At 42.2% G+C, this 22,933-nt stretch carries 18 protein-coding genes; 10 read left to right on the top strand and 8 right to left on the bottom strand.

Annotation, left to right across the window (positions count from 1 at the left end; translation table 11 throughout):
- Positions 1-55 precede the first annotated feature (55 nt).
- Together L4C38_RS09130 and L4C38_RS09125 are read left to right on the top strand one after the other, a co-directional pair.
- On the top strand, positions 56-568 hold the full coding sequence (locus L4C38_RS09130; RefSeq protein WP_428797240.1) for a tripartite tricarboxylate transporter TctB family protein: 513 nt from the start codon (positions 56-58) through the stop codon (positions 566-568).
- Positions 569-585: 17 nt separating this feature from the next.
- Complete coding sequence (locus L4C38_RS09125) at positions 586-2,112, top strand: tripartite tricarboxylate transporter permease (protein ID WP_428797239.1); 1,527 nt, start codon at positions 586-588, stop codon at positions 2,110-2,112.
- A 38-nt stretch (positions 2,113-2,150) separates the two neighbouring features.
- Here the strand turns inward: L4C38_RS09125 and L4C38_RS09120 are convergent, their stop codons facing one another.
- Positions 2,151-4,565 carry an HD domain-containing phosphohydrolase gene (locus L4C38_RS09120; RefSeq protein ID WP_428797238.1) on the bottom strand — a complete coding sequence of 805 codons (2,415 nt, stop codon included), beginning with the start codon at positions 4,563-4,565 and terminating at the stop codon, positions 2,151-2,153.
- A 282-nt stretch (positions 4,566-4,847) separates the two neighbouring features.
- On the opposite strand from L4C38_RS09120, the gene L4C38_RS09115 reads away from it, so the two are divergent.
- Genes L4C38_RS09115 through L4C38_RS09100 form a run of 4 tightly spaced genes read left to right on the top strand, consistent with a single transcriptional unit; the run spans position 4,848 to position 9,543 of the window.
- Positions 4,848-6,269, top strand: coding sequence for a TolC family protein (locus tag L4C38_RS09115; RefSeq protein WP_428797237.1), 1,422 nt, complete (start codon positions 4,848-4,850; stop codon positions 6,267-6,269).
- Positions 6,270-6,278: 9 nt separating this feature from the next.
- On the top strand, positions 6,279-7,253 hold the full coding sequence (locus tag L4C38_RS09110; RefSeq protein WP_428797236.1) for an HlyD family secretion protein: 975 nt from the start codon (positions 6,279-6,281) through the stop codon (positions 7,251-7,253).
- Positions 7,253-8,401 (top strand): ABC transporter permease, encoded by a 1,149-nt coding sequence (locus L4C38_RS09105; protein WP_428797235.1) that lies wholly within the window; start codon positions 7,253-7,255, stop codon positions 8,399-8,401. Before L4C38_RS09110 ends, L4C38_RS09105 begins: the two co-directional genes overlap by 1 nt.
- Positions 8,398-9,543 (top strand): ABC transporter permease, encoded by a 1,146-nt coding sequence (locus L4C38_RS09100; protein ID WP_428797234.1) that lies wholly within the window; start codon positions 8,398-8,400, stop codon positions 9,541-9,543. Before L4C38_RS09105 ends, L4C38_RS09100 begins: the two co-directional genes overlap by 4 nt.
- Positions 9,544-9,648: 105 nt before the next feature.
- Here L4C38_RS09100 and L4C38_RS09095 read toward each other — a convergent pair whose 3' ends face one another.
- Both L4C38_RS09095 and L4C38_RS09090 read right to left on the bottom strand, forming a co-directional pair.
- The gene (locus L4C38_RS09095) at positions 9,649-10,407 is read right to left on the bottom strand and encodes a DUF3307 domain-containing protein (RefSeq protein WP_428797233.1); all 759 of its coding nucleotides are present in this window, start codon (positions 10,405-10,407) and stop codon (positions 9,649-9,651) included.
- Positions 10,400-11,050 (bottom strand): hypothetical protein, encoded by a 651-nt coding sequence (locus tag L4C38_RS09090; RefSeq protein WP_428797232.1) that lies wholly within the window; start codon positions 11,048-11,050, stop codon positions 10,400-10,402. The genes L4C38_RS09095 and L4C38_RS09090 overlap by 8 nt, the downstream gene beginning before the upstream one ends.
- 272 nt (positions 11,051-11,322) lie before the next feature.
- Between L4C38_RS09090 and L4C38_RS09085 the strand changes: the two genes are divergently transcribed.
- Complete coding sequence (locus L4C38_RS09085; protein ID WP_428797231.1) at positions 11,323-12,126, top strand: MetQ/NlpA family ABC transporter substrate-binding protein; 804 nt, start codon at positions 11,323-11,325, stop codon at positions 12,124-12,126.
- A 265-nt stretch (positions 12,127-12,391) separates the two neighbouring features.
- Here the strand turns inward: L4C38_RS09085 and L4C38_RS09080 are convergent, their stop codons facing one another.
- The 3 genes from L4C38_RS09080 to L4C38_RS09070 all read right to left on the bottom strand — a co-directional run bounded on the left by L4C38_RS09080 (position 12,392) and on the right by L4C38_RS09070 (position 16,117).
- On the bottom strand, positions 12,392-13,102 hold the full coding sequence (locus tag L4C38_RS09080; RefSeq protein WP_428797230.1) for a glutathione S-transferase family protein: 711 nt from the start codon (positions 13,100-13,102) through the stop codon (positions 12,392-12,394).
- Positions 13,103-13,430: 328 nt separating this feature from the next.
- On the bottom strand, positions 13,431-15,104 hold the full coding sequence (locus tag L4C38_RS09075; RefSeq protein ID WP_428797533.1) for an amidohydrolase: 1,674 nt from the start codon (positions 15,102-15,104) through the stop codon (positions 13,431-13,433).
- A gap of 170 nt (positions 15,105-15,274) precedes the next feature.
- Positions 15,275-16,117, bottom strand: coding sequence for a LysR family transcriptional regulator (locus L4C38_RS09070; protein ID WP_428797229.1), 843 nt, complete (start codon positions 16,115-16,117; stop codon positions 15,275-15,277).
- A 254-nt stretch (positions 16,118-16,371) separates the two neighbouring features.
- Between L4C38_RS09070 and L4C38_RS09065 the strand changes: the two genes are divergently transcribed.
- Both L4C38_RS09065 and L4C38_RS09060 read left to right on the top strand, forming a co-directional pair.
- On the top strand, positions 16,372-17,019 hold the full coding sequence (locus tag L4C38_RS09065; RefSeq protein ID WP_428797228.1) for a glutathione S-transferase family protein: 648 nt from the start codon (positions 16,372-16,374) through the stop codon (positions 17,017-17,019).
- A gap of 413 nt (positions 17,020-17,432) precedes the next feature.
- Positions 17,433-18,224, top strand: coding sequence for a hypothetical protein (locus L4C38_RS09060; protein ID WP_428797227.1), 792 nt, complete (start codon positions 17,433-17,435; stop codon positions 18,222-18,224).
- Between the two features lie 224 nt (positions 18,225-18,448).
- On the opposite strand, the gene L4C38_RS09055 is transcribed toward L4C38_RS09060, so the two are convergent.
- Together L4C38_RS09055 and L4C38_RS09050 are read right to left on the bottom strand one after the other, a co-directional pair.
- Positions 18,449-21,031: an AAA family ATPase gene (locus tag L4C38_RS09055; protein WP_428797226.1), complete on the bottom strand. Its 2,583-nt coding sequence runs from the start codon at positions 21,029-21,031 to the stop codon at positions 18,449-18,451.
- A gap of 384 nt (positions 21,032-21,415) precedes the next feature.
- Positions 21,416-21,793, bottom strand: a complete 378-nt coding sequence (locus L4C38_RS09050; RefSeq protein WP_428797225.1) for an ATP-binding protein — start codon at positions 21,791-21,793, stop codon at positions 21,416-21,418.
- Positions 21,794-21,925: 132 nt separating this feature from the next.
- Between L4C38_RS09050 and metA the strand changes: the two genes are divergently transcribed.
- Positions 21,926-22,867, top strand: coding sequence for a homoserine O-succinyltransferase MetA (gene metA, locus L4C38_RS09045; RefSeq protein ID WP_428797224.1), 942 nt, complete (start codon positions 21,926-21,928; stop codon positions 22,865-22,867).
- The last annotated feature ends 66 nt before the right edge of the window (positions 22,868-22,933 follow it).

Genomic DNA, 22,933 nt, shown 5'->3' with positions numbered 1-22,933 from the left:
TTAACTAATTGAAATATTTGGTTTAGATAACCTCTGCGAACATTTGGAGTTTGGTATGCCTGCTTTGCCATCTAGTTCCGCTACATCGTTATTTTCAAAAAAAAATCTGTTATGCCGCGATCGAGTTAGCGCACTTATTTTCTTACTTGCCTGTCTATGTTACGGATATCAGACCACAAAAATACCGCTTTTCCCTGGTGATGAATACGAAGCCTTTACAGCACGTACTCTACCAACAATATTGGCATTTATTGGCGCTGGGCTATCACTTTTACTTCTGCTCACCGCAAAAAGTGACGATGAAGTAACGGACGTTGCACACTTAAATTGGAAATTGCTGATTGGATTTCTGGTATTGATGGCGCTATATGGGATCGGGTTAACTTACGTCGGCTTTATGGTTGCAACCATCATATTCCTAATAATTGGTTTCTTTATGCTTGGTGAACGACGTAAGCGCGTTCTGTTTGGCGCATCGATACCATTTGTCATTGCATTTTATTTATTGCTCACCAAAGGGCTCGATATTTACCTTGAACCTGGGTTGCTGTTTTTGATCTGGTCATGAACGATAGGATTTGAGTTATGTTGGATGGAATCATACAAGGATTATCGACAGCGATAATGCCGATGAACATTATGATGGTCGTCATTGGATGTTTCGTTGGTACCTTCATTGGCATGCTGCCTGGACTTGGTCCCATTTCAGCTATTGCACTGATGATCCCAATAACTTACGGGCTTGAACCGTCTTCAGGTCTAATTCTTATGGCAGGCGTATATTACGGCGCGGTATTTGGTGGTTCAACATCATCTATTTTAATTAATGCGCCTGGATGTTCATCAACGGTAGTCACCGCTTTTGATGGTTATCCAATGGCGAAGAACGGGCAAGCAGGTAAAGCCCTTGCACTCGCCGCTTATTCTTCATTTACTGGAGGCACCCTCTCAGCGATTATGCTGCTTATCGCGGCGCCAGCGCTGGCTAAAGTTTCACTCAGTTTTCAATCTTCTGATTACTTTGCCCTAATGGTGCTGGGTTTATCTGCCGTAGCAGCGTTTGCGGGTAAAGGACAAGTACTAAAAGCATGGATGATGACTATTTTAGGCTTGATGATCTCTACTATTGGCATTGATAAAGGTGTGGGTGTTGAACGTTTTACCTTTGGCTTAACAGATTTGATGGACGGTCTCAGCTTTCTATTGCTTGCCATGGCGACATTCGCCCTTGGCGAAACTTTAATGAGTATTTTAAAACCAAATGATGATACCCGTAATGACGAACACAATAGGTTGGCTGATATAGGCAGTATGAAAATCACCAAAGAGGAATTGAAAGAAGTCGCGCCTGTCTCTATTCGTTCATCTATTGTTGGTTTTTTTACTGGCGTTCTTCCGGGAGCTGGTGCAACCATTGCCGCATTTTTAAGTTACGGTATGGAACGTAGCCTTGCGCCAAAAGACAAAAAAGAACAATTTGGTAAAGGGAGTATTCGTGGTTTAGTCGCGCCAGAATCTGCCAACAACGCCGCTTCAAGCGGTTCATTTGTTCCTTTGCTGACGCTTGGTATTCCAGGGTCAGGCACAACCGCTATCATGCTAGGAGCATTGATAGCTTATGGAATTCAACCCGGACCTCGACTATTCATCGAACACCCTGATGTGTTCTGGTCAGTCATTATCTCAATGTACATTGGCAATATTGTACTCGTGATTCTCAACTTGCCGCTGATCCCATACATCTCGAAACTGCTTGCCGTACCAAAAACAGTATTACTACCCATGATTTTATTCTTCTCAATTACTGGGGTCTACTTAGTTTCATTTAATACCGTCGATGTCTTCATTATGATCATCATTGCCATGATAGCCATTGCCCTTAGATTGGCAAACTTTCCGCTAGCCCCTCTATTACTTGGGTTTATTCTAGGTGGCTTGATGGAAGAAAACTTGCGGCGCGCGTTAATGATTAGCGACGGCGAACTGAGTTTTTTATGGCAACGTCCAATCACCCTCGTCTTTACATCGCTCGCGGCATTAATTCTATTCAGCCCATTGATCATCTCAATCGTAAAGCGCATGCGACCTAAAAAAACATCAGTGGTTGATTAACCATTTAGAGAAAAAGGGATCTCATATGAGCTCCCTTTTTATGCTGGTTGATGAGCCTTAATATACTTAGTTAGATCCACCTTATCTAACTGTTTATCCGGTAGAAATTCCTTCGCATATTGTTCAAAACCGCCACTAGTAAGGAATAACATAAACAAATCGTAATCAATATGCTTATCCAGCGCCATGTTATGCATAATATCCACAGCTATGCTGAGTGGCTTAGCTTTCTTATAAGGTCGATCAGCCGCTGTCAATGCTTCAAATATATCAGCTATCGCTAGAATGCGCTCTGGTACAGAAAGCTCACTGCCATCCAACTTACGTGGATAACCCTTACCGTCCAACGTTTCATGGTGAGTTGAAGCATAACGTGGCACTCGTGAAAGCTCAGGTGGAAATGGCAATGCCTCCAACATCTTAATGCCACTGATCATGTGCTCATTAATTTTAAACCGGTCTTCTGCCGTCAATGTGCCACGTGAGATGGTCAAATTGTATATCTCACCTTGGTTGTATTGATGTTCTGGCACTTCAATATTGAGTCGCAGCTTAGGGTCAAATTCAAGCGGTCTTATACGATGAATGATATGCTCTGGCTTATCTGCCAGCAAAAACTCTTCCGTTGGTAATGTTTCTTTAACAGGCATCTTACTGAGCTCTTCAAAAGGCGAAAGTCCTAAACGATTATCAAAGTGTCGCAGCCATGTACGTTGGGCAACTTGCTTTACTCGCTCCACTTTGTCATTACTCATAAACTCGCCACCAATGTTGGCATTAGCAATAAACTCAAAGTCTTGTTGTAGTTCTGACTGACGTTGATGCATTCGCTCAAAAGCCTCGGCTTTCGGTATATCTTTTTTTATCAACGCGTTTAGATATTCAATTTCTACGTCTCGCCATAGAACTTCAAAACGGGTTCGAATTTCATGAATGCGATTGTAGTTGGCTTCTAATTTTGTCCCTTTATCAACAATGTGATCTGGTGTTGTGATTTTTCCGCAATCATGTAACCACGCAGCAATCCTAAACTCACGTCTTTCATCGTCAGTATTAAACTTAAAGTCCTTAAATTTTCCGCTATCCGCTTTTTCAGCAATCTCAGCCAGCGTAATACCTAGCTCAGGAACGCGATTACAATGCCCTGCGGTATATGGTGATTTATCATCGATCGCTTGTGCAATGAGATAAATAAAGGCATCAATAAAGGCTTCACGTTCTTTATGATGCTTTTCTATTTCTTCAACCATCTCAAGCATCGATTCAGAAAGCTCATGAACTTCTTTTATATGGCTATCAACCAATTGAACCTGAGAGAACTTACGCTGCTTAATCAACTCCGTTTCTTCACGTAGTTTGGTAATTGGCTTGATAATGGGAGAACCAAACACCCAAGCGATAGGTAGAATAATAACCATCACTAAAACAGTAATACCAATCGAGGTAATCAGCCGGTTGAAGACTTGCGCGGTAATCACCTGTTTAGGCACAACCACAGCAAAATACTCTTTCCCTACACCACCGACCGATGTCACGTAAAGATAACTCTCTTTTCCAGCATCTAAAATCATCTGATTGTGATTGGCTTGATTACGTGCCAGCTTATAAAGTTCAGGATAAGGTACAACGTCACCTTTCTGAGTGCTAATTTGAGTACGCTCTGGCTGATTTGAAGCCAGCACCTCTCCATTTTGATTAAACAGAAACGCTTCGACGCCTTCAGCACTATTGATTCCAATTGCGTCGGCAGTAATTTTCGAACTGACGGATGACAACACAATATCAACCCCAATCACGGCTGTTTTACTGCGTGTTGAATACGTTTGTCCGGTAATTTTAAGGTGATTAAACAGATACGGCTCTGTTTTATAGACTGAGTCTTTCGCTGCCGAGTGATACCACGGTCTTTGAGATGGTAAATAGCTACTTCGTTCCGATTCAATTCGAGTTCGGGCCAAGTCCTTGGTTAAGTATTCAGTCGTCCTGACTCGGTTTTCTATATCACCACGAATCTTTATCAATACCCATCGGTCTCGCTCGGCCGCATTGATCTTTTCGCGAACAATGGGGGAAGACTCCAAATTAATTATTTGATAAAAATCTTCACGCTCGTTTCCATAATAAAGACTGTAGAACAATGGGTTGTCTTTAAGCACTTGAATGAAAATATCTCGAATTTCACGCTCACTAAATTTCTTGTTTGCTGAAGACGACACAATTCTTAAGAGCTGTGCGCTACTGGTGGCATTAACTTCTATTTGCTGAATGTATTCGCTAATTTCCGAACTCGCCATCGTCAACTTCGTCAACACGTGCTCTTGCGACATTTGACGGCTGAAATAGTACTGTAAACTAATGGCAATAGTTGCGGTAATGACTGTCGCAAAGATAAACATGCTACCGACAGTAAAGCGAATCGAAAATTTCCTAGCCGAATTTAACGATTGAGTCATCGTATATTTGCCCTCCTTTGGCATACAATTTGGGAGGTTTACTTCTATCTTTTTGATTTATTGTTATAAAAACGCAATTGTTATTTCTAAACATCCATATTAGAAACAAACTAGCAATCTAATACTAAACCAGTACTCAACATGATGCACAAAAGTTTAATCACAATCTTAAAAATATAGACATATCATTTGCCTTAAGTCGATTTTCGTTCATTGAGGCGATTGTTTGCTCATGATTTTTATAGAGTATATACTCTATTTTATTTTCCTAAGTGAATCTCAATGAAACTGCGTCCACTTTCGATACTTTTAGGTTGTATCGTGATGTCTCCTTTTGCGCACAGTGCTGCAATCAGTTTTGACGAAGCTTGGCTACTTCTTCAACAAGACAACAACTCCATCGCGGCTCAACGTGCGAATCTAGCGCGATATCAACATCTACAAGATGCCACTGACGACCTAAACCTGCCGAAAGTAACCATTGGCGCGAACTACACTCGCTTAGACCAAGATGTGACGGTTTCAGGCAAGCAATTACTAGACAGCACTAATGGATCATTGTCTTCTCTTGGACCCGCTCTAGCGCCTATCCTCGGACCAGCGTTACCTGGATTAATGCATGGGTTAGCATCAGCCACATCCACTATCTCAGAACGTGACATTTTCACTTCTTCTATCCGTGCAATATGGCCGATATTTACTGGCGGTCGAATTAGTGCTGCGCAAAGTGCAGCTGAAGGTAGAACCGACGAAGCACAAAGCCAACTGGCAATGGAAACCCAAGCCCGCTTTGAAGATCTCAGTAAATATTACTTTAGTGTTGTTCTTGCACAAGAAGTGGTTCACACACGCGAACTGGTCGAACAAGGTTTAAGTAAGCATAATGACAATGCCGTTAAACTAGAGCAGCAAGGGCAAATTGCACGAGTAGAACGCCTTCAGGCTGAAGCAGCTCTCGACAAAGCCATCGTGGAGCGGAAAAAATCGCAAAAAACCTTAGAGATCGCTCAATCTGCATTAAGCGAAATCCTCAACCAAAACACCCCGGTTGAACCTAGGGGGCAACTGTTCATTAATCAAAACTTACCTCCACTTAGTGCATTTGTTGATCAGACCTTAAGCACCTATCCCGGTCTAGATCTGCTTGATGCCAAAGAGAAGCAAGCCAAGAGCTTAATTCAAGCAGAGCAAGGTAAGTACTACCCTGAAGTTTATCTCTACGGCGATTACAGCCTACATGAAGACGACTCACTAGCCAGCGAAATGAAACCAGACTGGATGGTTGGTGTTGGTGTGAGCGTACCGCTCATTGATAACAGTGGGCGCAGTGAGCAAGTCCGAGCAGCTCATAGTGCAGTAAGTCAGGTGCAATACCTCAAAGCACAAGCCAAACAAGATTTATCAGTATTAGTTAAAAAGACCTATCTTGAAGCGCAACAAGCGCAAGAAGAAGTGACGGGGCTTGAATCAAGTATCGAGCTCGCCAAAGAAAACCTAATACTGCGAGAAAAAGCATTCTCTCAAGGGCTATCCACTTCAACTGATGTCGTTGACGCTCAGTTGTACTTAGCCAGCATTCACACACAACGCGCTGCAGCAAGCTTTAACTACCTAATATCGCTTGCCAAGCTTTTAGCACTATCCAACCAAATGAATAGCTTTGCTCAATATCAACACAATGCAATTGCAACGCACAGCTTGTAAGGAATAAAAGTGAATAACAAAAAGACTCTCATATTATCAGCTGCGGCAATTGCGCTTATCTCTTGGGTTGGATACAGCTTCTATCAAGCCTATCAACCGAAGCCTGTCCACTTACAAGGACAAATTGAATCTCAGCAATACAGTATTTCCTCCAAAGTCGCCGGACGAATTGATCAAGTATTAGTACGCAAGGGTGATCAGGTTGAACTTAATCAATTGGTCTTCACCATACACAGCCCTGAAATTGAAGCTAAATTAGAGCAAGCTAAGGCCGGTGAAAAAGCAGCCGATGCACTAGCTAAAGAAGCGGAAAAAGGTGCTCGTACACAGCAAATCCAAGCTGCGAAAGATCAATGGCAAAAAGCCAAAGCAGCGGCTGACTTAATGGAAAAAACCTTCCTTCGCGTCAACAACCTCTATAAAGATGGCGTGGTTGCAGAACAAAAACGCGATGAAACCCAAACACAATGGCAAGCGGCTAAATACACCGAAAGCGCAGCCTTCCAAATGTACCAAATGGCAAAAGAAGGTGCCCGTTCTGAAACCAAACTTGCTGCAGCTGAAAAAGCACGCATGGCAGCGGGCGCAGTCGCCGAAGTTGAAGCTTTCGCGGCAGATACACAGATAAAAAGTTGGTTTGATGGTGAAGTGTCTCAAGTCCTGCTGCAAAGCGGAGAACTCGCGCCACAAGGCTTCCCTGTTGTCACTGTTGTTGACAGACAAGATTCATGGGCGGTTTTAAATGTACGCGAAGATTGGTTAAAACACTTCAAAAAAGACGCGACATTCACCGCTTACCTGCCCGCTCTAGATAAGAACGTGGAATTCAAAGTAACGCATGTTGCGGTTATGGGTGATTTTGCTACTTGGCGCTCTACCGATGCCTCACAAGGTTTTGATCTGCGCACCTTCGAAGTAGAAGCAAGACCGGTAAGCAAAGAAAGCGAATTACGCATGGGCATGAGCTTGGTGGTTGAACTGTAATGCAACCAGGCGAACACCCAATAAGCCAATGGCAAATCATAAGACGAGATAGATGGTTACTCTCTTGTCTTACTTGGTTGCCTATTGTGCTAGCCCTCTCAATCTGGGGGGTATTTTCACAAGGTATTGCTCGGGATGTTCCCATTGGTGTCGTCGACCTTTCACATAGTGAAATGTCACGCACCTTGTCACGTTACTATGATGCGACATCATCAATGGTAGTTACCCAGCAATTACAAAGTGTACAGCAAGCCGAGCAAGCGCTCATTCAAAGTGATATCTACGCTTACGCGGTGATACCTGCCAACTTTGAAGAAGATGTTTACAAAGGTCTGATGCCCCAAGTCTCTGTGTTTTACAATAGCCAAACTATTTTGATTGGTAAGGTAATCAACTCAGCATTTGTGCAAGCACAAGGTACCTTCAATGCGCAAATAGGAACCATTGCCAACCTTTCTCATGGCAATCAAACCTTAAGCAGTGCGATGGGAAAAGCAGTGCCAATTCGCACCCAAGTCACGCCATTGTTTAATAAAAACAGCAACTACGCGCAGTTTTTAGTTTCAGCGATAATCCCGGCGCTGTGGCAAATAGTGGTTGTTGTCAGCACCATTTTGATTTTGGCGGCGAATCATCGTCATCGTAAGTTACAAGCTTGGCTAGAAACACAACCTGCAAAAAGTATCGTTACAACTCTTGCGCCTTACTTATCTGTATTCATGCTACAAGGCTTCGCGTTTCTTTGTTGGTTCTATTTGGGTTTCGAATGGCCAATGAATGGCAGCTTGCTCACATTAGTTATCGCACAATTCGCGACAAGCATAGCCTGCATGATTATGGGTGGTTTTTTCTTTTTCATGACTTTAGACCCAGCCAGAGCAATGAGTTTTGCAGGTGCATTTACCGCACCAAGCTTCGCCTTTATGGGTATCACTTTTCCAGTAAACGATATGAGCAGCCTCGCGCAATTTTGGCGTAGTTTGTTACCTATCAGCCACTACATCGAGTTGCAAGTAAGCCAAGTGAGCTACGGTGCCGATTGGACAACGTCAATCCAAGAACTCATCCCTATGCTCGGGTATATATTACCGTTTGTTTTGATGCTACTACTGGCGGAAAAACACCTCAAACAGGAACAAACATTATGAACCTGTTCGAATTAATTAAAGCCGAACTAAAAGCGCTATTAACCAACCCAGTGGTAATACTCACGGTTTTTGGTGGCGTTGTATTCTACTCGTTTCTATACCCATTGCCGTATAGCCATCAAACCCCTCGCGAACAAACAGTGAGCGTGGTTAACTTAGATAAAAGCCAAACCAGTTATCAGCTAGAGAGAATGGTTGATGCCACACCACAAGTACGAGTAGTACAGCGAGATTCATCCATTGCAGCGGCAAAAGAAGCGTTTCTCGATGGAAAAATTAGCGGCATATTAGTCATTCCTGAGCATTTCTATAAAGATCTATTACTGGGAAAAAGCCCTACTCTTGCCTACGCGGGTGATGCCTCTTATTTCCTTGTATATGGCACGATTGTCGAAGGCTTAGCGCAAGCAGGAGGCACGTTGGCAGCAAAGACAACGATAAGTAAACTGATCGTTGAAGGAGCACCAATAGGACAGGCGATGAAACAATACGCGCCAACACAACTCAATATGAAGCCTACGTTCAACCCACGTATGGGCTATGTTGACTATGTAGTTCCCGCGGTGTTTGTGCTAATCCTTCAACAAACCTTAGCGATGGCAGCAGGTTTGATGGGTGGCACTCAAAAACACGGTAGAGGTTACTGGAGCCAAGTTTCTGCAACCAAATTGGTTACCGTGCGCAGCTTAGTATTGGTTGGGATTTATTACATTCTTAGCATGTACTATTTTGGTGCCAGTTTTACTTTTCATGGCATAAACCAAATCGCTCATGCCTCCGAATTGCTAACCATGTTACTGCCATTTTTACTTTCATCTTGTGCGATAGGTATTTGGCTTGGCGCGATACTACCAAGACGTGAACTGGTCACCCTATTAGTATTAATCAGCTCGATGCCGTTGGTATTTAGTGCCGGATTTATCTGGCCAACTGAATCTATCCCTTCAGTGATCGTATGGTGTGCCAACCTATTCCCGAGTACCGCTGGTATCCAAGGCTTTTTAGCGTTGAACCAAATGGGCGCAAGTTGGCAGCAAGTAGCGCCACACTATACACAATTATGGCTTCAGGCTATTGGATGGCTCCTGATTGCAACGTGGACGATTCAAAGACAAACAAAACGTAGTGTAGTGAATGGTTGAAACGAACCATTACTTCGTATCGCAATATAAGAGCTAGAACAAACCAGCTATCTTACAGCTCACTGAGATTTAAGATGGCTGGTACATTAATCCGTGGCTTTTTGATCACTTAATTACCACATCTAAGCCAAGAGACAGTAAGGTCCCTATCATTGTTGTCACCACCACTGATAGCAACGAACCAATCAACACATACTCTGTCATACTACGGTCGTCTGATTTATTCAAATCACCAAATCTAAATATAGACTTAGCGGCCAATACAAAACCCACCGCGGCATAACTCCCCAAGAGCGTAAACGTCAATATTAACACTCGCTCTAAGTAACCGATCAGCTCGCCACCAGCGATAAGACCATTCGTGCTAGTATTATCCTCTGTTCCAGATATTGGATACTTTCTTAAGACGCTGCCAATGACAATTGAAGTTGGCTTGAGAATGAGCAAGTAGCCAAAAACCACCATAATACCATCCGAGAACTTCTCATGCTGCAGAACGGCGCTAATCGTCACACCCTCTGTTATATAAAAAGCGATAACCGCTAATACTGATACATGTAATGCTTGGTCAATAACAAAGTAGGCGAACTGATCACCATTCGATACCGTTACCTTCCACAGATCGATCACAAAATGGCTGACCACGACAATAGCGACGAGATAAGAAGTTAAGCGCCAATCAATGCCTAACGCTATCGCAGCAACGAGTATCGCGAGACCGTGTAAAAGTGAGTGTAAATATAATTCAGGTGAACGGTAAGTGCCCTTTTGCTTTGCATCTACCCATCGATTGGGTTGAAGGTAAAAATCACAAATAATGTGCATCAACAGGAATAATATTAGAACACCGATAAAATCAACCATGCTTTAAACCCGCAATTTGTTTTATGAATCGCCAATTTAGCTCACTGACTAGCGCCCAACCAGAAGCTTTAAGTGATTTGCTCACCGTTGCAGCAGCAACATCGAGTTTTTCTGCTAACTCATTAACCGACAAACCTTCATTTGTTCGAAGCATCGGAAGCATCACTTCACATTGACGTGAGGTTAATTCCGTTATTTGTCTATCGAGGTACTTAATGAGTAAGTCAAAGTATTCGGTGAGTTCGGTACGGTCAGCATTAAAAAATAACCGACTGCCTTTCATGGTTTTTAACCCTCGCCCAGAAAGTACAAAGGCTTCACCCATTGATTCAGCGACCAATTCACGCAGTTCAGTATTAGAAGCTATCGCAAAGCTAATGCGGCTATCAAACTCTTTTCCAAGTGCTTTAATGCCAATCCGATAAATGAGGGTGTATCTCAGAGCACATTCAATATCATGCACCACGGTCTGAAACTCATCACCACGTTCAATACTATGCGCATTTAATGGATTGCTGTTAGTGATCCACTTTTGAATATCTTTAATTCGTTGAAGTAGTTGTTCAAATTGTTCAGAAGTTAGTTTTGTCGAGTTGACAATATCGCCGCTGATCACTGCGATGGGTTTATAGTTAGGCTCCATATCAAAGCTCCTTTTCGAACGCAGGCTTTAATTTAGCCAATTGTGGCTAATAATGCAAATTTAGCTAATTATGGCTAATAAATCAAAACTAGCCGTTTAGAGCTAAACGATATAACGAGCTTGTCGTGACCTTAGTTTGCTGCGACTAAATTCTACCTAGCCATAACATCCATTTGACTTCACTTCTAACAAACCTATTGACCAAATTATGTTAATTGATAATATGGACGTCTAGACTTCCGATTGTCTTTTGTTATTTAAATGGAGTTATTATGAAAAGCTATAAACAATTCACAACGTCACTTGTGGCATTAGCACTCGTATTCGGCATAACAGGATGTGGAAAAAAAGACGAATCGGTGATTAAAATTGGCGCTACGGTTGGTCCACACGCACAAGTTGTAGAGGCAGTTGCCAAAGAAGCGGCAAAGCAAGGAATCAACATTCAAGTGGTTGAGTTCTCAGACTATATCACCCCTAACGCCGCGCTAAGCGATGGAAGCATCGACCTGAATAGCTACCAGCACCAGCCATTTCTCGACAATTTTAACGACAATCACAACAGTGAGTTAGTCTCTATTGGTCGTTCGATTTTGATGCGCATGGGTGTTTACTCGAACAAGTACACGACGCTTGATGCTCTCCCTGAGCATGCTCGAATTGCGATTCCAAACGATCCAACCAATGGTGGTCGTGGGCTATTACTGCTAGAAGACGCCGGATTGATTTCGTTGAAAGAAAACGTTGGCTTTAGTGCTTCTTTGAAAGATATTGTCACCAACCCAAAGAATATTCAATTTGTCGAAGTCGATGCAGCTCAACTGCCACGCACACTTGATGATGTAGATGCTGCGGCAATTACTATGAACTACGTCATGTCTTCTGGGCTAGATCCTAAGAAACAAGGTATTTACTTGGAGCCAAAAGACGCGCCTTTAGCCGTAATGGTTGTTGCCTCACGAGCTGAAGAGAAAAACAAAGAAGTATTTGAAAAAATTGTCTCGATTTATCACTCTCAAGAGATTAACGACTTCTTAAACACCACCTTCAAAGGCACCATAGAAGCGGCAAATTAAGCACACAATTTACCTTCAATTTGGTATTGCTAGTAAGTTCATTAATCATTGTGAACATTGGTTTTTCTTTACGCTGTTCACAGTAGTAAAAGACCAAATCTCTTTTTTCGCTTAAGTCAGCGCGAGAGATATAAGCTTCAAATGCTAGGATATCGAGAGTTCTAGACAGTTACCCAGAGTTAGGTCTCAAGTAGAATACGGATCTTACTCTGAGTAACTGTGCATCATCTAGGCAATGTCACTCTACTAACAACCGCGCTTTGTGTTAATCACAACACGAGCTAGATGATGCTGAGCAACCATTAGTTTTACACTCCGAGTCATCACCGTTCATTAAACTTGCGAGGTATGTGTTTTTTAAGTAAAAGCCGCTGAAAGTAGATACAAAATCTTGTGGTACCGTTTTGTCGGCAAGACCTGACTTTATAAGAGCAGCTTGCCACCTTTGAACTTTTGGAAACTGATTCAACATATCAAACCCAGATTGATCTTTAATTACTGCAGCACGGTGTAGCAATGGAAGCCATGCAATATCAACATTAGATATATAATCTCCTTTGAAAAATAGTGATTCACCGAGCTTACTTTCTGCTTTTTCGAATGCCTTGGAGAGGTTTGCTAAACGCGTTTCAAATGTCTCTTTATCTTTACTTCCCATGGTCCCACATTGTGGCATGTAGTGTTTACTAGCTTGATATGACCATGCACGGTCTAAGGCTTTTTGTTCAGGTGAAACCTCTTCAATCGGCGCATATTTGTCATCCAAATATTCCACAATTGCATCTGATTCAAACAATACTGTGTCATTTTCAGTAACCAACACGGGTACTTGACCGTTCGGAGATATATCTAGAAACCATTGTGGTTTGTTACTTAACTCTATGTATTCGATTTCAAATGGTACATTCTTCGTTACAAGCGCACCCATTACACGTTGCACAAATGGGCAATTTTTAAAGCTAATCAGTTTAATCATTGTCTTTTTCCAAATTGGTTTATCGTTCCTACTTACACCTAATAAGACGAATCACATTTAAAAAAGACGAAAAATATTATTTTTTGTAGAAACTCTATTTCACGCTAAGCAGCAATATAGAGAATCCGCTTTGGAACCATTGAAAGTGCCTCGGGTGATTAGAAGGAATTTGCGTCAGGGGAAATGCATGCCGTTTAACTAGCAATAACAGTTGGTACCATGAATACCAGAAGAACCAATTATCTTGCTGCCACCCCAATATTAAAGCGTTTATACAGAATATTGGACTCTATTTAAAAACGGTGCAGAGCAGGCTCCGCACCTAAATTTATTCTTCAGCACCAAATACGATATCGCCTTGTAATACCGTCATTAAGATTTCAGTGTTTGCTATATCGTTGGGTGACAAGCGGGTAATATCTTGCTCTAAGATAGCAAAATCTGCGGATTTCCCCACATCGATAGAACCTGTAATATCTTCTATCCCAAGGCTTATCGCAGCGTTAATAGTGTATGCATCTATCGCGGCTTTTACATTCGGCAGCCCCGTGTTCCCCATTCTTACACTGTTCGCGATGCCAACAAGCGGATTTAACTCATGGACATTCCAGTCGCTACTTAATGTTAGATTTGCCCCCGTATCAAAGATAGCTTTAAGGTTCATCAATGCCTGAGCTCTCTTTACTCCTAGAAAAAGCTTAGCCCATGAATGATCATGCTCAACAACATACTCAGAACCCACTTGAAAATCCGCTGTAACATTCAACTTAGCAAAGCGATTCACATCTTCTGGATCTACAAGCTCAACATGGGTCAGCGTGTACGGCTTAATCGAACCATTTCTACGAGCATGTTCAACCGCGTTGAGCGATTCACGAACAGCACCGTCTCCAATAGCATGAATATGTGCGCCATAACCGACTCTATCCAATGCTTTCAACCAAGTTTTCATTTGGCTAGGTGGAATATAATTAATGCCGTAAGGCTCGTCTGGTAGGTAAGTTTCTAAATACGGTGCTAGCGTTTTCGCTGTGCCATTGATCGTAATACCATCGCTGTACATTTTTACCTGATCGACCAGTAGCAGGCTTGATGTATCACTTGACTGAATTTTCTTTAAGAAGGCCAACTGTGGCTCTAAGGAGTCGGCAGGATAAATCCATGGGCGCAGTGAAACTCGGGCGGTTAAGTTGCCTTCTTTTTCCACTTGCTTCCACACCTCATACCAACCACGCTTCCAATAGAGGCGACCGTCACCAATGGTTGTAACGCCATATGCTGCTGATTCTTCAAGGCCGGCTATTAAGCCGTCATAGCTTTGGTCAAATTGATCTTCTAGACTGTTCCACGCTATTTCCATCAATATATCGCCCGCATTATCCAATAAGATGCCGTTAAGCGTACCGCTGTCTGGGTCTTTAAGAATCTTTCCGCCTTGAGGATCAGGTGTATCCTTGGTAATACCCGAAAGTTCAAGCGCTGCAGAGTTGACCCACATCGAATGCGAAGTGTGCTCCATGATCACAACTGGACGAACAGGGAAAATACGGTCAATCACTTCTAGAGGTGTTTGGCGATTATCTTCATTGAGAATAGCTTCTAATGAAAAACCATAACCCATCAGCCAGCCTTTGGACTGACTATTTCTACTGCAAGTATTTAAGTACGGGATTTGATCTTCAAGCGAGGCGTCCATACTAAGCTCACAGTTACCACCGGCTTCAGAAGCAGCTTCAAATACATGATTATGGTTATCAATAAAACCCGGCATAACATAAGCTTGTTCAAGATCGATAACTTCAGTGTTTTTATTACGATATGTTTTTGCTTGTGCAGTTTTACCAATAAACAGGATATTTCCATTACGAATTGCAATTGCATCGGCATTTTCATGACCATAAACGTTAGCGTTTGTTAAGATCATATCTGCATTTTCAACAGCCAATGCATTCGAACTCACGATTAAACTCGCTATCAGTGCCAAAGGGGAAATTCGGTTCATCATATACTCCTTCCATACCCCACAATAATTATGAATATTGGGCGAGATCTGTTTTCCGTTAGACAAAGACCACGGCAATACAGAAATAAAAGAAAAATAGTGGGTATAAAAATACTGGGATAGCCTCTGTAGTGGTCAAGTAATATTGACCACTACATTCTTCGATTAGATTAAACGCCAAGTGCTGGCATCAATTGTTGCAATTGCGCTAAGCATTCCTTATCTAACACTGGATGAGGCTCAATGCTGGTAATCAAGACTATATCTACCGCAGGTAATGGAGGCATATCATCAAGGATCTTAAGATCGCTAGTCACACTGATTCCTCCCATTGCACCAATTGCCAAACCTGAACGAACAATGGCGCGTTGTGCTGAAGCGGAATTACAACAAGCCAGCAATTGATAAGGAGTGCCTCGTTTGGTTAAGCAATCAATAGCGGCTGCGTGGTATTTACAGTCGGCTTGAAACAAAGCGAGAGGCAAAGGTTGGGACTCACCTATTTTAAAATCTGGATGGCTGATCCACACGCCTTTGTCGCTGGTAAGCCAGTAACCCTCTTCACTGCCCGGAGCACGAGTAACGATGGCAGCGTCCAGCTTTCCTTCATCAAGCTTTTCTCTCAGGTTGATGCTGGGTTCACTAAATACGTGGATGGAACAGGTAGGCTCGGCTTGCTGTAATACACGAATAACATTCGGTAAGATGTTGTCGTTGTAATCTTCTGGACACCCCAAGCGCAAAGGGCGTTTATTCTCATATCGTTTGACTTGTTTGAGTGCTTGATTATGTAAGCTGACTAACTGCTCGGCATGGGAACGCAATGCCAATCCTGCCTCACTCAATACGAGGTTGCGACCGTCTTTTTCAAACAAACTAATGCTAAGTTCATCTTCCAACTTACGCATTTGAGCACTAAACGCGGATTGGGTGCGGTTGATTTGCTTGGCGGCACGAGTAAAGCTGCCAGTTTCCACAAAAGCAAGAAAGCTGCGTAGCGCATCGATATCCATATCAAAAAATCCATCTATCGTTTTTGTTGAAGTATTCCATCAAAACTATCCGTTAGTCCAACAGAAAACAATCAGATATTGTGATTTCAAACCTTATACCCAATTAACTTGAAGATGCAGGTAGGCGGCAAGTAAGAAAGTCACCTGAGCATAGGTGAACTATGTGATTAGGGCGCACGAACACAGCCAGCAACGCTGCAACTTTAAGTATGACGAGTATAGTTAATCACAACACAAACAGCATGGAGGCTTCAATGCAACTCTTTATTGGCAACCAAAACTACTCAAGCTGGTCACTTCGCGCGTGGCTAATCTTCTCTCAATATAATTTGGACGTGGAAGTCACCAAGCTAAAGCTATTTACTGAAGATTTCTATAAAACTTTAAAGAGCATCACACCAACAGCCAAAGTGCCAACCTTGGTGCATCACGGCATAACAGTATGGGACTCGCTCGCGATTTTGGAGTACGTAAATGAACAACATCTACAAGGAAAAGCATGGCCTAGTGATGCGGCTGAGAGAGCTAAAGCTCGTGCGATTTCAGCTGAAATGCACTCCGGTTTTTTCGATTTAAGAAATGAACTGCCAATGAATATTCGCGCTCGCAGAAAGGTTGATTTAAGTGATGGTGCACTGAAGGATATCGCGCGTATCGACGCTATTTGGTCGGAGCAAGAAGAGCAGTACCCAGATGGTTGGCTGTTTGGTGAATGGTCAATTGCCGATGCCATGTACGCACCTGTCGCGCTGCGTTTCCTAACCTACGGGATTGAGCTGTCTGAGGGTGCGACAGCGTATCAACAAAAGGTATTAGCAAGTGCTTCATTGCAACAATGGTTGGAGGAAGCGAGCTTAGATAAGGACATTGTTGAAGAGGATGAGGCTGGCGAAGTGGTTTAATACCTCATAACGGAACTCAACATTACATCATTCTATACAGGAAGGAACGAGCGTGTAGTGAACCACTCTACACGCTCTAGTTGCTGCATGCTCAATACTAGATAGCAAGCAAAGCGACACTTCCATATTAATTTAATTTATTAATTGCTAATTTAGCAAAATCCGTCCGTAACCAGAGCAAATTAGCCAATGCAATATCATAAGAACCGCTATCTTGGATATTAACTGTAAAATGCGCCTTTAATCGCTGCCCTATAGATTTTTCTAAATTACAAAACAAATTTCGATAACAATGCCTTCTTAGTACAGTGAAATTATTGTTATCGCTGACAATTAATGACCTATTGATACAATTAGTTTTTTAATCTGGGTTATAGTATTTGCTGAAAATACACACCGGTTTAGGGTAAAAAATGAAATATCGTATAGGTTTGTTGTTTTTTGTAAGTGCATTATCGACAGCCGGAGAGTTTTCTCCGGTAGACTCACCTGTAGAGGGGTGTCCGGGCAATATCTTTACTCAGAAAGCACAAGTTTTTGATATCGTGACGATTTGCGCGACTTCATCGGTACCCACAGATAAACTCAAGCATGCAGCTAATGTGGCGGCGCAATGGTTGGACAATGATCAAAATGGACAGATTGACGAACCCAGTATTATCGAACCGTTACGAAGCAATCATGCCACTTTGTTAATGAGTAAATCAGGGTTTGACGATGAAGCATTTGAGAGCTTTGAACCTTACCTTGACCAAATGGTTGGACAAGATTTATCAGCTGACGAAACAGCACCCGTTTTGGGGCGGGACGCGTCACAAGAGGAAATTCATCATCTGATAGTAAATGCGGGGTGGCAGCCTTACTTACCTTCTGTTTTTAGTGATAAAAAAGCCAAACAAAGCGAGCTATATAGACAGTGGCTAATTGCAGAAAAACAGGGGCTGTACAGCTATGATGATCCGACCTGTGATGATGCCTGTAAAACAATAGAGTTCTTTTACTTAGCGACGGCGGCTTATCTAGGTTCAGACGCAGATTTGGAAAGTGATGAAATGCGAGTAAAAAATCGCGAAGAGCTAAAATACTCATTACCTGATTTGGTCTCAATAATAGAATCTAGTCGCTATCATTATCCAACACATATATGGCCGGATGGTAATTATCGTTACTCAGGGAATATTACGCTGACGTCGGTTATAGATTAAACATGAATGAAACGGCAGCTAATATCGGTGGACAATAGAGTTTACTACTTGGTGTAATGGGGCAGTTAAAACACTTCTGCCCCATTACTGGCTAGACTTTTTACTCATTTACATCCTGTTCATGGGCTTTTGCAATACTAAAAGTTATCCATTCTTCTCATGTTGTTAACCCCCATGATGTATCACGGGGGTTAATTCTACCTTTCTTTCAGCGTTAGCTAGTCTCAAGTTCTTTTTCGATCTGTTTGTAGATGTTTGAGGTAATCTTTAATTTCATCAAGATCGGCTACGACTTCATCGATCGTTGGACAAGGACGCATACCGGCGGCTGTGTCGTGACCAACAAAGTCGATACAGCATTTATCATACGCAAGGTGAATACGCTCTAAATCAACATTAGTAATATCATCTACTCGATTTAATCTTTGCAGATGCACACCTCTTTCGAACCTATTAACGACTTTATTCAATAGTTTCTCTTCAACTAATCGCTCCCATGCTTCACGCAGAAAACTATAGAAAACCGCAGCAGCTTCTCTAAATTCAGTCTCTGTTCCTGCCTCATCAATCTTTCGGAGCTTTTGGAGCTTAGTCGTTAAAAATCCAATTCGCTTCGATGTAGGAAGCGCGTCCCATGGAGGATTGGTTCTTACAAGGCCTGAGTTACTTCTAGATCTTTCGAGGCAGATGCTATTGACCTTATCTTGCTTTAGGCTATCCGCAGCTTCAAGTAGTAGCTTGTAGAATACTATGTCGTGAGTAAACACAATGACTTGGCGTTCTAGTGATTCCTCTATTAGCCTTTTGGCGACTTTTGCACTCCATTGATGGCTAAGCGAGTTCACTGGATCATCAAATAGAACAGCAGATCTTCTAGAATCAGCTTTCATTTCTGATAAAAAGCTCGCTATTGCGATACACCTTTGCTCACCTTCACTAGCAACTTTACCAACAACAGATTCGTTTGAGTTTGCTAGCTCTAATTTAAATTGCTGTTGTCCGGCTTTATTTCTTGTTTTAACGTTGATGTCAAATCTATTAAAACCAAAGGATTTAAGCTCTTTCACAAAAGACTCTTTTAGTGGCTCTATAACACCTTGTGAATAAATCCTAGCTGACAACGTTGATATACTTCTCGTAGAGCACTGACCTGAGATCTCATTTAACTTAGCTACTCTTTTTGACCGTCTTACATTAGTTATGATGTTTGCTTTGTGTTTGGCAATGTAGGCTCTATCTGTTAATTCGGTCAGTCTTGCTTGTTTCTTAGCCACAAATTCGTTGTTACTGCTTTGCTGTTCAAGTTCTCCGATTTGGGTGAACAGATCTTTATCTATTTCCCGCAATGCTTGGAAATAAGACAAGCTAATTTCGTCTAACGACTCGGGTAGCGCGGAACCTGATAAAGCAGTCTGTCTGTTTGTTAAACTCTGGTTTAATTCCTCAAGCCCAACTTTTAACCCAGGTTTTATTACTTCAAGGTCGTTCAATACACCTTCAAATTGGGCAATGTTCAAACTCAAAGACTTAACGGCAACCTTAGCCAGAGTTAGAACTTTCAGTGCTTCAGCTGTATTTTTTGCAGCCCTGTCATTAAGAAAAGCTTCGAGATCTTGTAATTTGTCGGCCGACGTCTCTTGGATATCTTGTAAGCATAACGGACAGGAGTCACCTTTTGTTGGAGGGAATTGTGGACCTTTATTTTCTTTTGCCAAGAAGTCTTTTGCTGCTCTCCAAAGGACAGTCCATTGTGTATCACCAATATTATCAAACGGTAGATCACTTAGTGTCTTTTGTCTCAACGCGTCAGATACTTGTTTCTTTTCTTGATAGTCGAGTTCTAAACCTTTTAACACATCGAAATTACTAGGTCCGAGTACTTCGATAGGTTTTTTGTATGACTCAAGTAAAGGGGCAATATAACTACGCTGCTTAATTAAACTGTTTCTGATTTGTTCTGGCGATTTGGCCATGTCGTTAACCAGCTCGTCCTGCAATGGTTTTATAGATTCAATTTCTTCCTTAGTTGCGCAGTGCAATTCAATATCAGCTTCATTTGTTAACTGTGAAATTTGATTAAGGAATAATGCAGCTTTACTTTGTGAATTTAACGATGGAATAGCAACAAAACCGTTCCCACCCATTACATCTTCACTTATTCTATTTTTTATGCTTTCCACAACCTTTGTAAGCTCTGTGATTAAGTTCAAACCTACGGGTTTATAACCTAAAGCATCTTCATTGGATAAATAGTGGTGTGCTGAAGATGTATCGAATACACGAATAGACTTGGCAGCATTATTATTTGATGCCCCGTTACTCCAAGTTAATTCTGTCGGTGTTTTATCAATTTCGAGTGTGAGTAAAGCTTGAGGAGGTTTAGGTGAAGAAGTGAAAACATTACCTGCAATAGGTTTCAATGCTCCCCGAGTCAAACACGCGTTTTTCAAAATGGACGTATAGCTAGACTTACCGGCCCCGTTGTCACCATATACGATAGTTAGTCCATCTTTTCTAAATTCTAATGTTTGACCTTCAGCTAACGCAGCAACACCTTCAACTCGAGACAAGCTGATCAGTCGCACCGAGTTTTCTTCCGTCATGTAGCCCGATATATCAATCGGTAACAATAACTGTTCATGGTTTGGATGTTTCGGTTCTAAGCCCTCAACACTCTTCGCAAAATTAAAAATAAAATCGATATGGTGTTGGTTTAGCTCTCCTTCTTCAAGAGCAATCTTTAGTGCTAGATTCCACCATACGGGCTTATCCTTGGACCACTCTACTATTGATTCTACAGCATTCATCTTCGTTTACCTTAACATGCCAAATAAGAGCCTAGTATGATAGAGCCCAGTTGCATTTGAGGATATAAAGAATTGGTTTATCGTCTAACAACATGCGTAAAATCAACAAGCAATTGAATTATTATTAACACTTATTATCTTCACGAATAGTTCCTTTGATAACCTACAGAGCTCAGACGTAAAAAGCCGAACCATCTTGATAAAGGTTCGGCTTCTTTCTCCTTGGTATGACCATATAAAGGAGGACTGGCTAATTGCAGTGGCTAAGTAAATTTGACCACTTGATTGGAGGTTTGCAATACCTGTAGTTATCCGTTAGACGCTAATTTAGGAAAGCAACTGGCATGGAAATGTCCAAAAGTGAGTCACACTCTCCTGCGTTACCTACTTCCACTCTTGCCAACGGTTGCGCATCCTATCTATAACGCTTTGCTCAACGCCGTGAATATTGCCAAACTCCCCTTTGCACTCCACGATTTCAAACTGGGCTCCTAGCCTCTTCGCCAGTTCAAAATACGGCTTAATTTCCCAACGGCGTACAAAGGTATTCGACACAACGACATCTTCGCCTTTACGCAGCGCGGTTTCCGTTTGTTTTTGGCACCAACGATGCGCACTCTCCAATTGGTTAGCGTCAAAGCAGTATTCGCCCGCCGAATTAACGAAATACATATCGGCTTCAAAATGATGCGCAGAATAGCGCCTTGCTAACGTGCTTTTCCCCGAGCCGGGTAAGCCTCTAATCAGTGTCAGTTTTGCCATGGAAAGGATGATTAACAATCAGTCTAAATGGATGATTAAAGATTATACTTAAAATTGCTGTCGACATCTCAAATTGATTGATGTAAGTTTGGATGTATAGACGTCCAAATAATACGCTTTAGGGAGAAAGCCGTGCCGATTAAGATACCCGATCAACTACCCGCTTCTGATGTGTTGCGCGAAGAGAATATCTTCGTCATGCCAGAAACGCGTGCTGCGACTCAAAATATTCGCCCGCTGAAAGTGTTGATCCTCAATCTTATGCCGATGAAAATTGAAACGGAAACTCAGTTTTTACGTCTGCTATCTAACAGCCCGCTTCAGGTTGATATTGAGCTGTTACGCATAGACAATCGACCAAGCAAGAACACGCCCACTCAGCACCTAGATACCTTTTATCGCCAATTTGAAATGGTAAAAGAACGTAACTTTGATGGCATGATCATCACTGGCGCACCGCTAGGCTTAGTACAATTTGAAGATGTGATTTACTGGGAGCATCTACAAAGCATTATGAACTGGGCAAAAGAGCATGTTACATCAACGCTCTACGTGTGTTGGGCTGCGCAAGCGGGTCTCAAACTGTTATATGATTTGCCAAAGCGCACTCGAAAAGAAAAGCTTTCTGGTGTGTATAAACATCAAACACAGAATAATTACCATCCTATTTTACGCGGGTTCGATGATGAGTTTTTAGCACCACACTCCCGCTACGCTGACTTTTCATCTGATTATCTAGAGCAACATACTGATTTGGATATTTTGGCGACTTCTGATATCGCCGGTGTTTACTTGGCATCAACCAAAGACAAACGTAACGTGTTCGTCACCGGACACCCTGAATATGATGCCAATACATTGCACACTGAGTACGTTCGTGACTTAGGTGAAGGAATGGAACCGGTTATCCCAGTCAATTATTACCCAGACAACAACCCAGAGAACCCGCCACGGGCAAGTTGGCGTAGTCACGGGCACCTACTCTTCTCCAATTGGCTCAACTATTGTGTTTACCAACAAACGCCGTTCGATTTAGAACACTTTAGTGAAGCCAATTTCACTAAAGATGATTAAACTCTCAAGGTCATGTTAAGTGACCTTTTTTTTCATCTATTGCTGCCAGCTTCCTCGCATTCGTTC

Source organism: Vibrio kasasachensis (assembly GCF_050337565.1).
Classification (GTDB): domain Bacteria; phylum Pseudomonadota; class Gammaproteobacteria; order Enterobacterales; family Vibrionaceae; genus Vibrio; species Vibrio kasasachensis.
This window is presented reverse-complemented; position numbering and strand designations above follow the sequence as displayed.

What these genes read in the sequence shown, in the direction of transcription:
- L4C38_RS09130 (WP_428797240.1), top strand. Translation starts at nt 56, where the DNA reads ATGCCTGCTTTGCCATCTAGTTCCGCTACATCGTTATTTTCAAAAAAA.
- L4C38_RS09125 (WP_428797239.1), top strand. Translation starts at nt 586, where the DNA reads ATGTTGGATGGAATCATACAAGGATTATCGACAGCGATAATGCCGATG.
- L4C38_RS09120 (WP_428797238.1), bottom strand. Translation starts at nt 4,565, where the DNA reads ATGACTCAATCGTTAAATTCGGCTAGGAAATTTTCGATTCGCTTTACT.
- L4C38_RS09115 (WP_428797237.1), top strand. Translation starts at nt 4,848, where the DNA reads ATGAAACTGCGTCCACTTTCGATACTTTTAGGTTGTATCGTGATGTCT.
- L4C38_RS09105 (WP_428797235.1), top strand. Translation starts at nt 7,253, where the DNA reads ATGCAACCAGGCGAACACCCAATAAGCCAATGGCAAATCATAAGACGA.
- L4C38_RS09100 (WP_428797234.1), top strand. Translation starts at nt 8,398, where the DNA reads ATGAACCTGTTCGAATTAATTAAAGCCGAACTAAAAGCGCTATTAACC.
- L4C38_RS09095 (WP_428797233.1), bottom strand. Translation starts at nt 10,407, where the DNA reads ATGGTTGATTTTATCGGTGTTCTAATATTATTCCTGTTGATGCACATT.
- L4C38_RS09090 (WP_428797232.1), bottom strand. Translation starts at nt 11,050, where the DNA reads ATGGAGCCTAACTATAAACCCATCGCAGTGATCAGCGGCGATATTGTC.
- L4C38_RS09085 (WP_428797231.1), top strand. Translation starts at nt 11,323, where the DNA reads ATGAAAAGCTATAAACAATTCACAACGTCACTTGTGGCATTAGCACTC.
- L4C38_RS09080 (WP_428797230.1), bottom strand. Translation starts at nt 13,102, where the DNA reads ATGATTAAACTGATTAGCTTTAAAAATTGCCCATTTGTGCAACGTGTA.
- L4C38_RS09075 (WP_428797533.1), bottom strand. Translation starts at nt 15,104, where the DNA reads ATGAACCGAATTTCCCCTTTGGCACTGATAGCGAGTTTAATCGTGAGT.
- L4C38_RS09070 (WP_428797229.1), bottom strand. Translation starts at nt 16,117, where the DNA reads ATGGATATCGATGCGCTACGCAGCTTTCTTGCTTTTGTGGAAACTGGC.
- L4C38_RS09065 (WP_428797228.1), top strand. Translation starts at nt 16,372, where the DNA reads ATGCAACTCTTTATTGGCAACCAAAACTACTCAAGCTGGTCACTTCGC.
- L4C38_RS09060 (WP_428797227.1), top strand. Translation starts at nt 17,433, where the DNA reads ATGAAATATCGTATAGGTTTGTTGTTTTTTGTAAGTGCATTATCGACA.
- L4C38_RS09055 (WP_428797226.1), bottom strand. Translation starts at nt 21,031, where the DNA reads ATGAATGCTGTAGAATCAATAGTAGAGTGGTCCAAGGATAAGCCCGTA.
- L4C38_RS09050 (WP_428797225.1), bottom strand. Translation starts at nt 21,793, where the DNA reads ATGGCAAAACTGACACTGATTAGAGGCTTACCCGGCTCGGGGAAAAGC.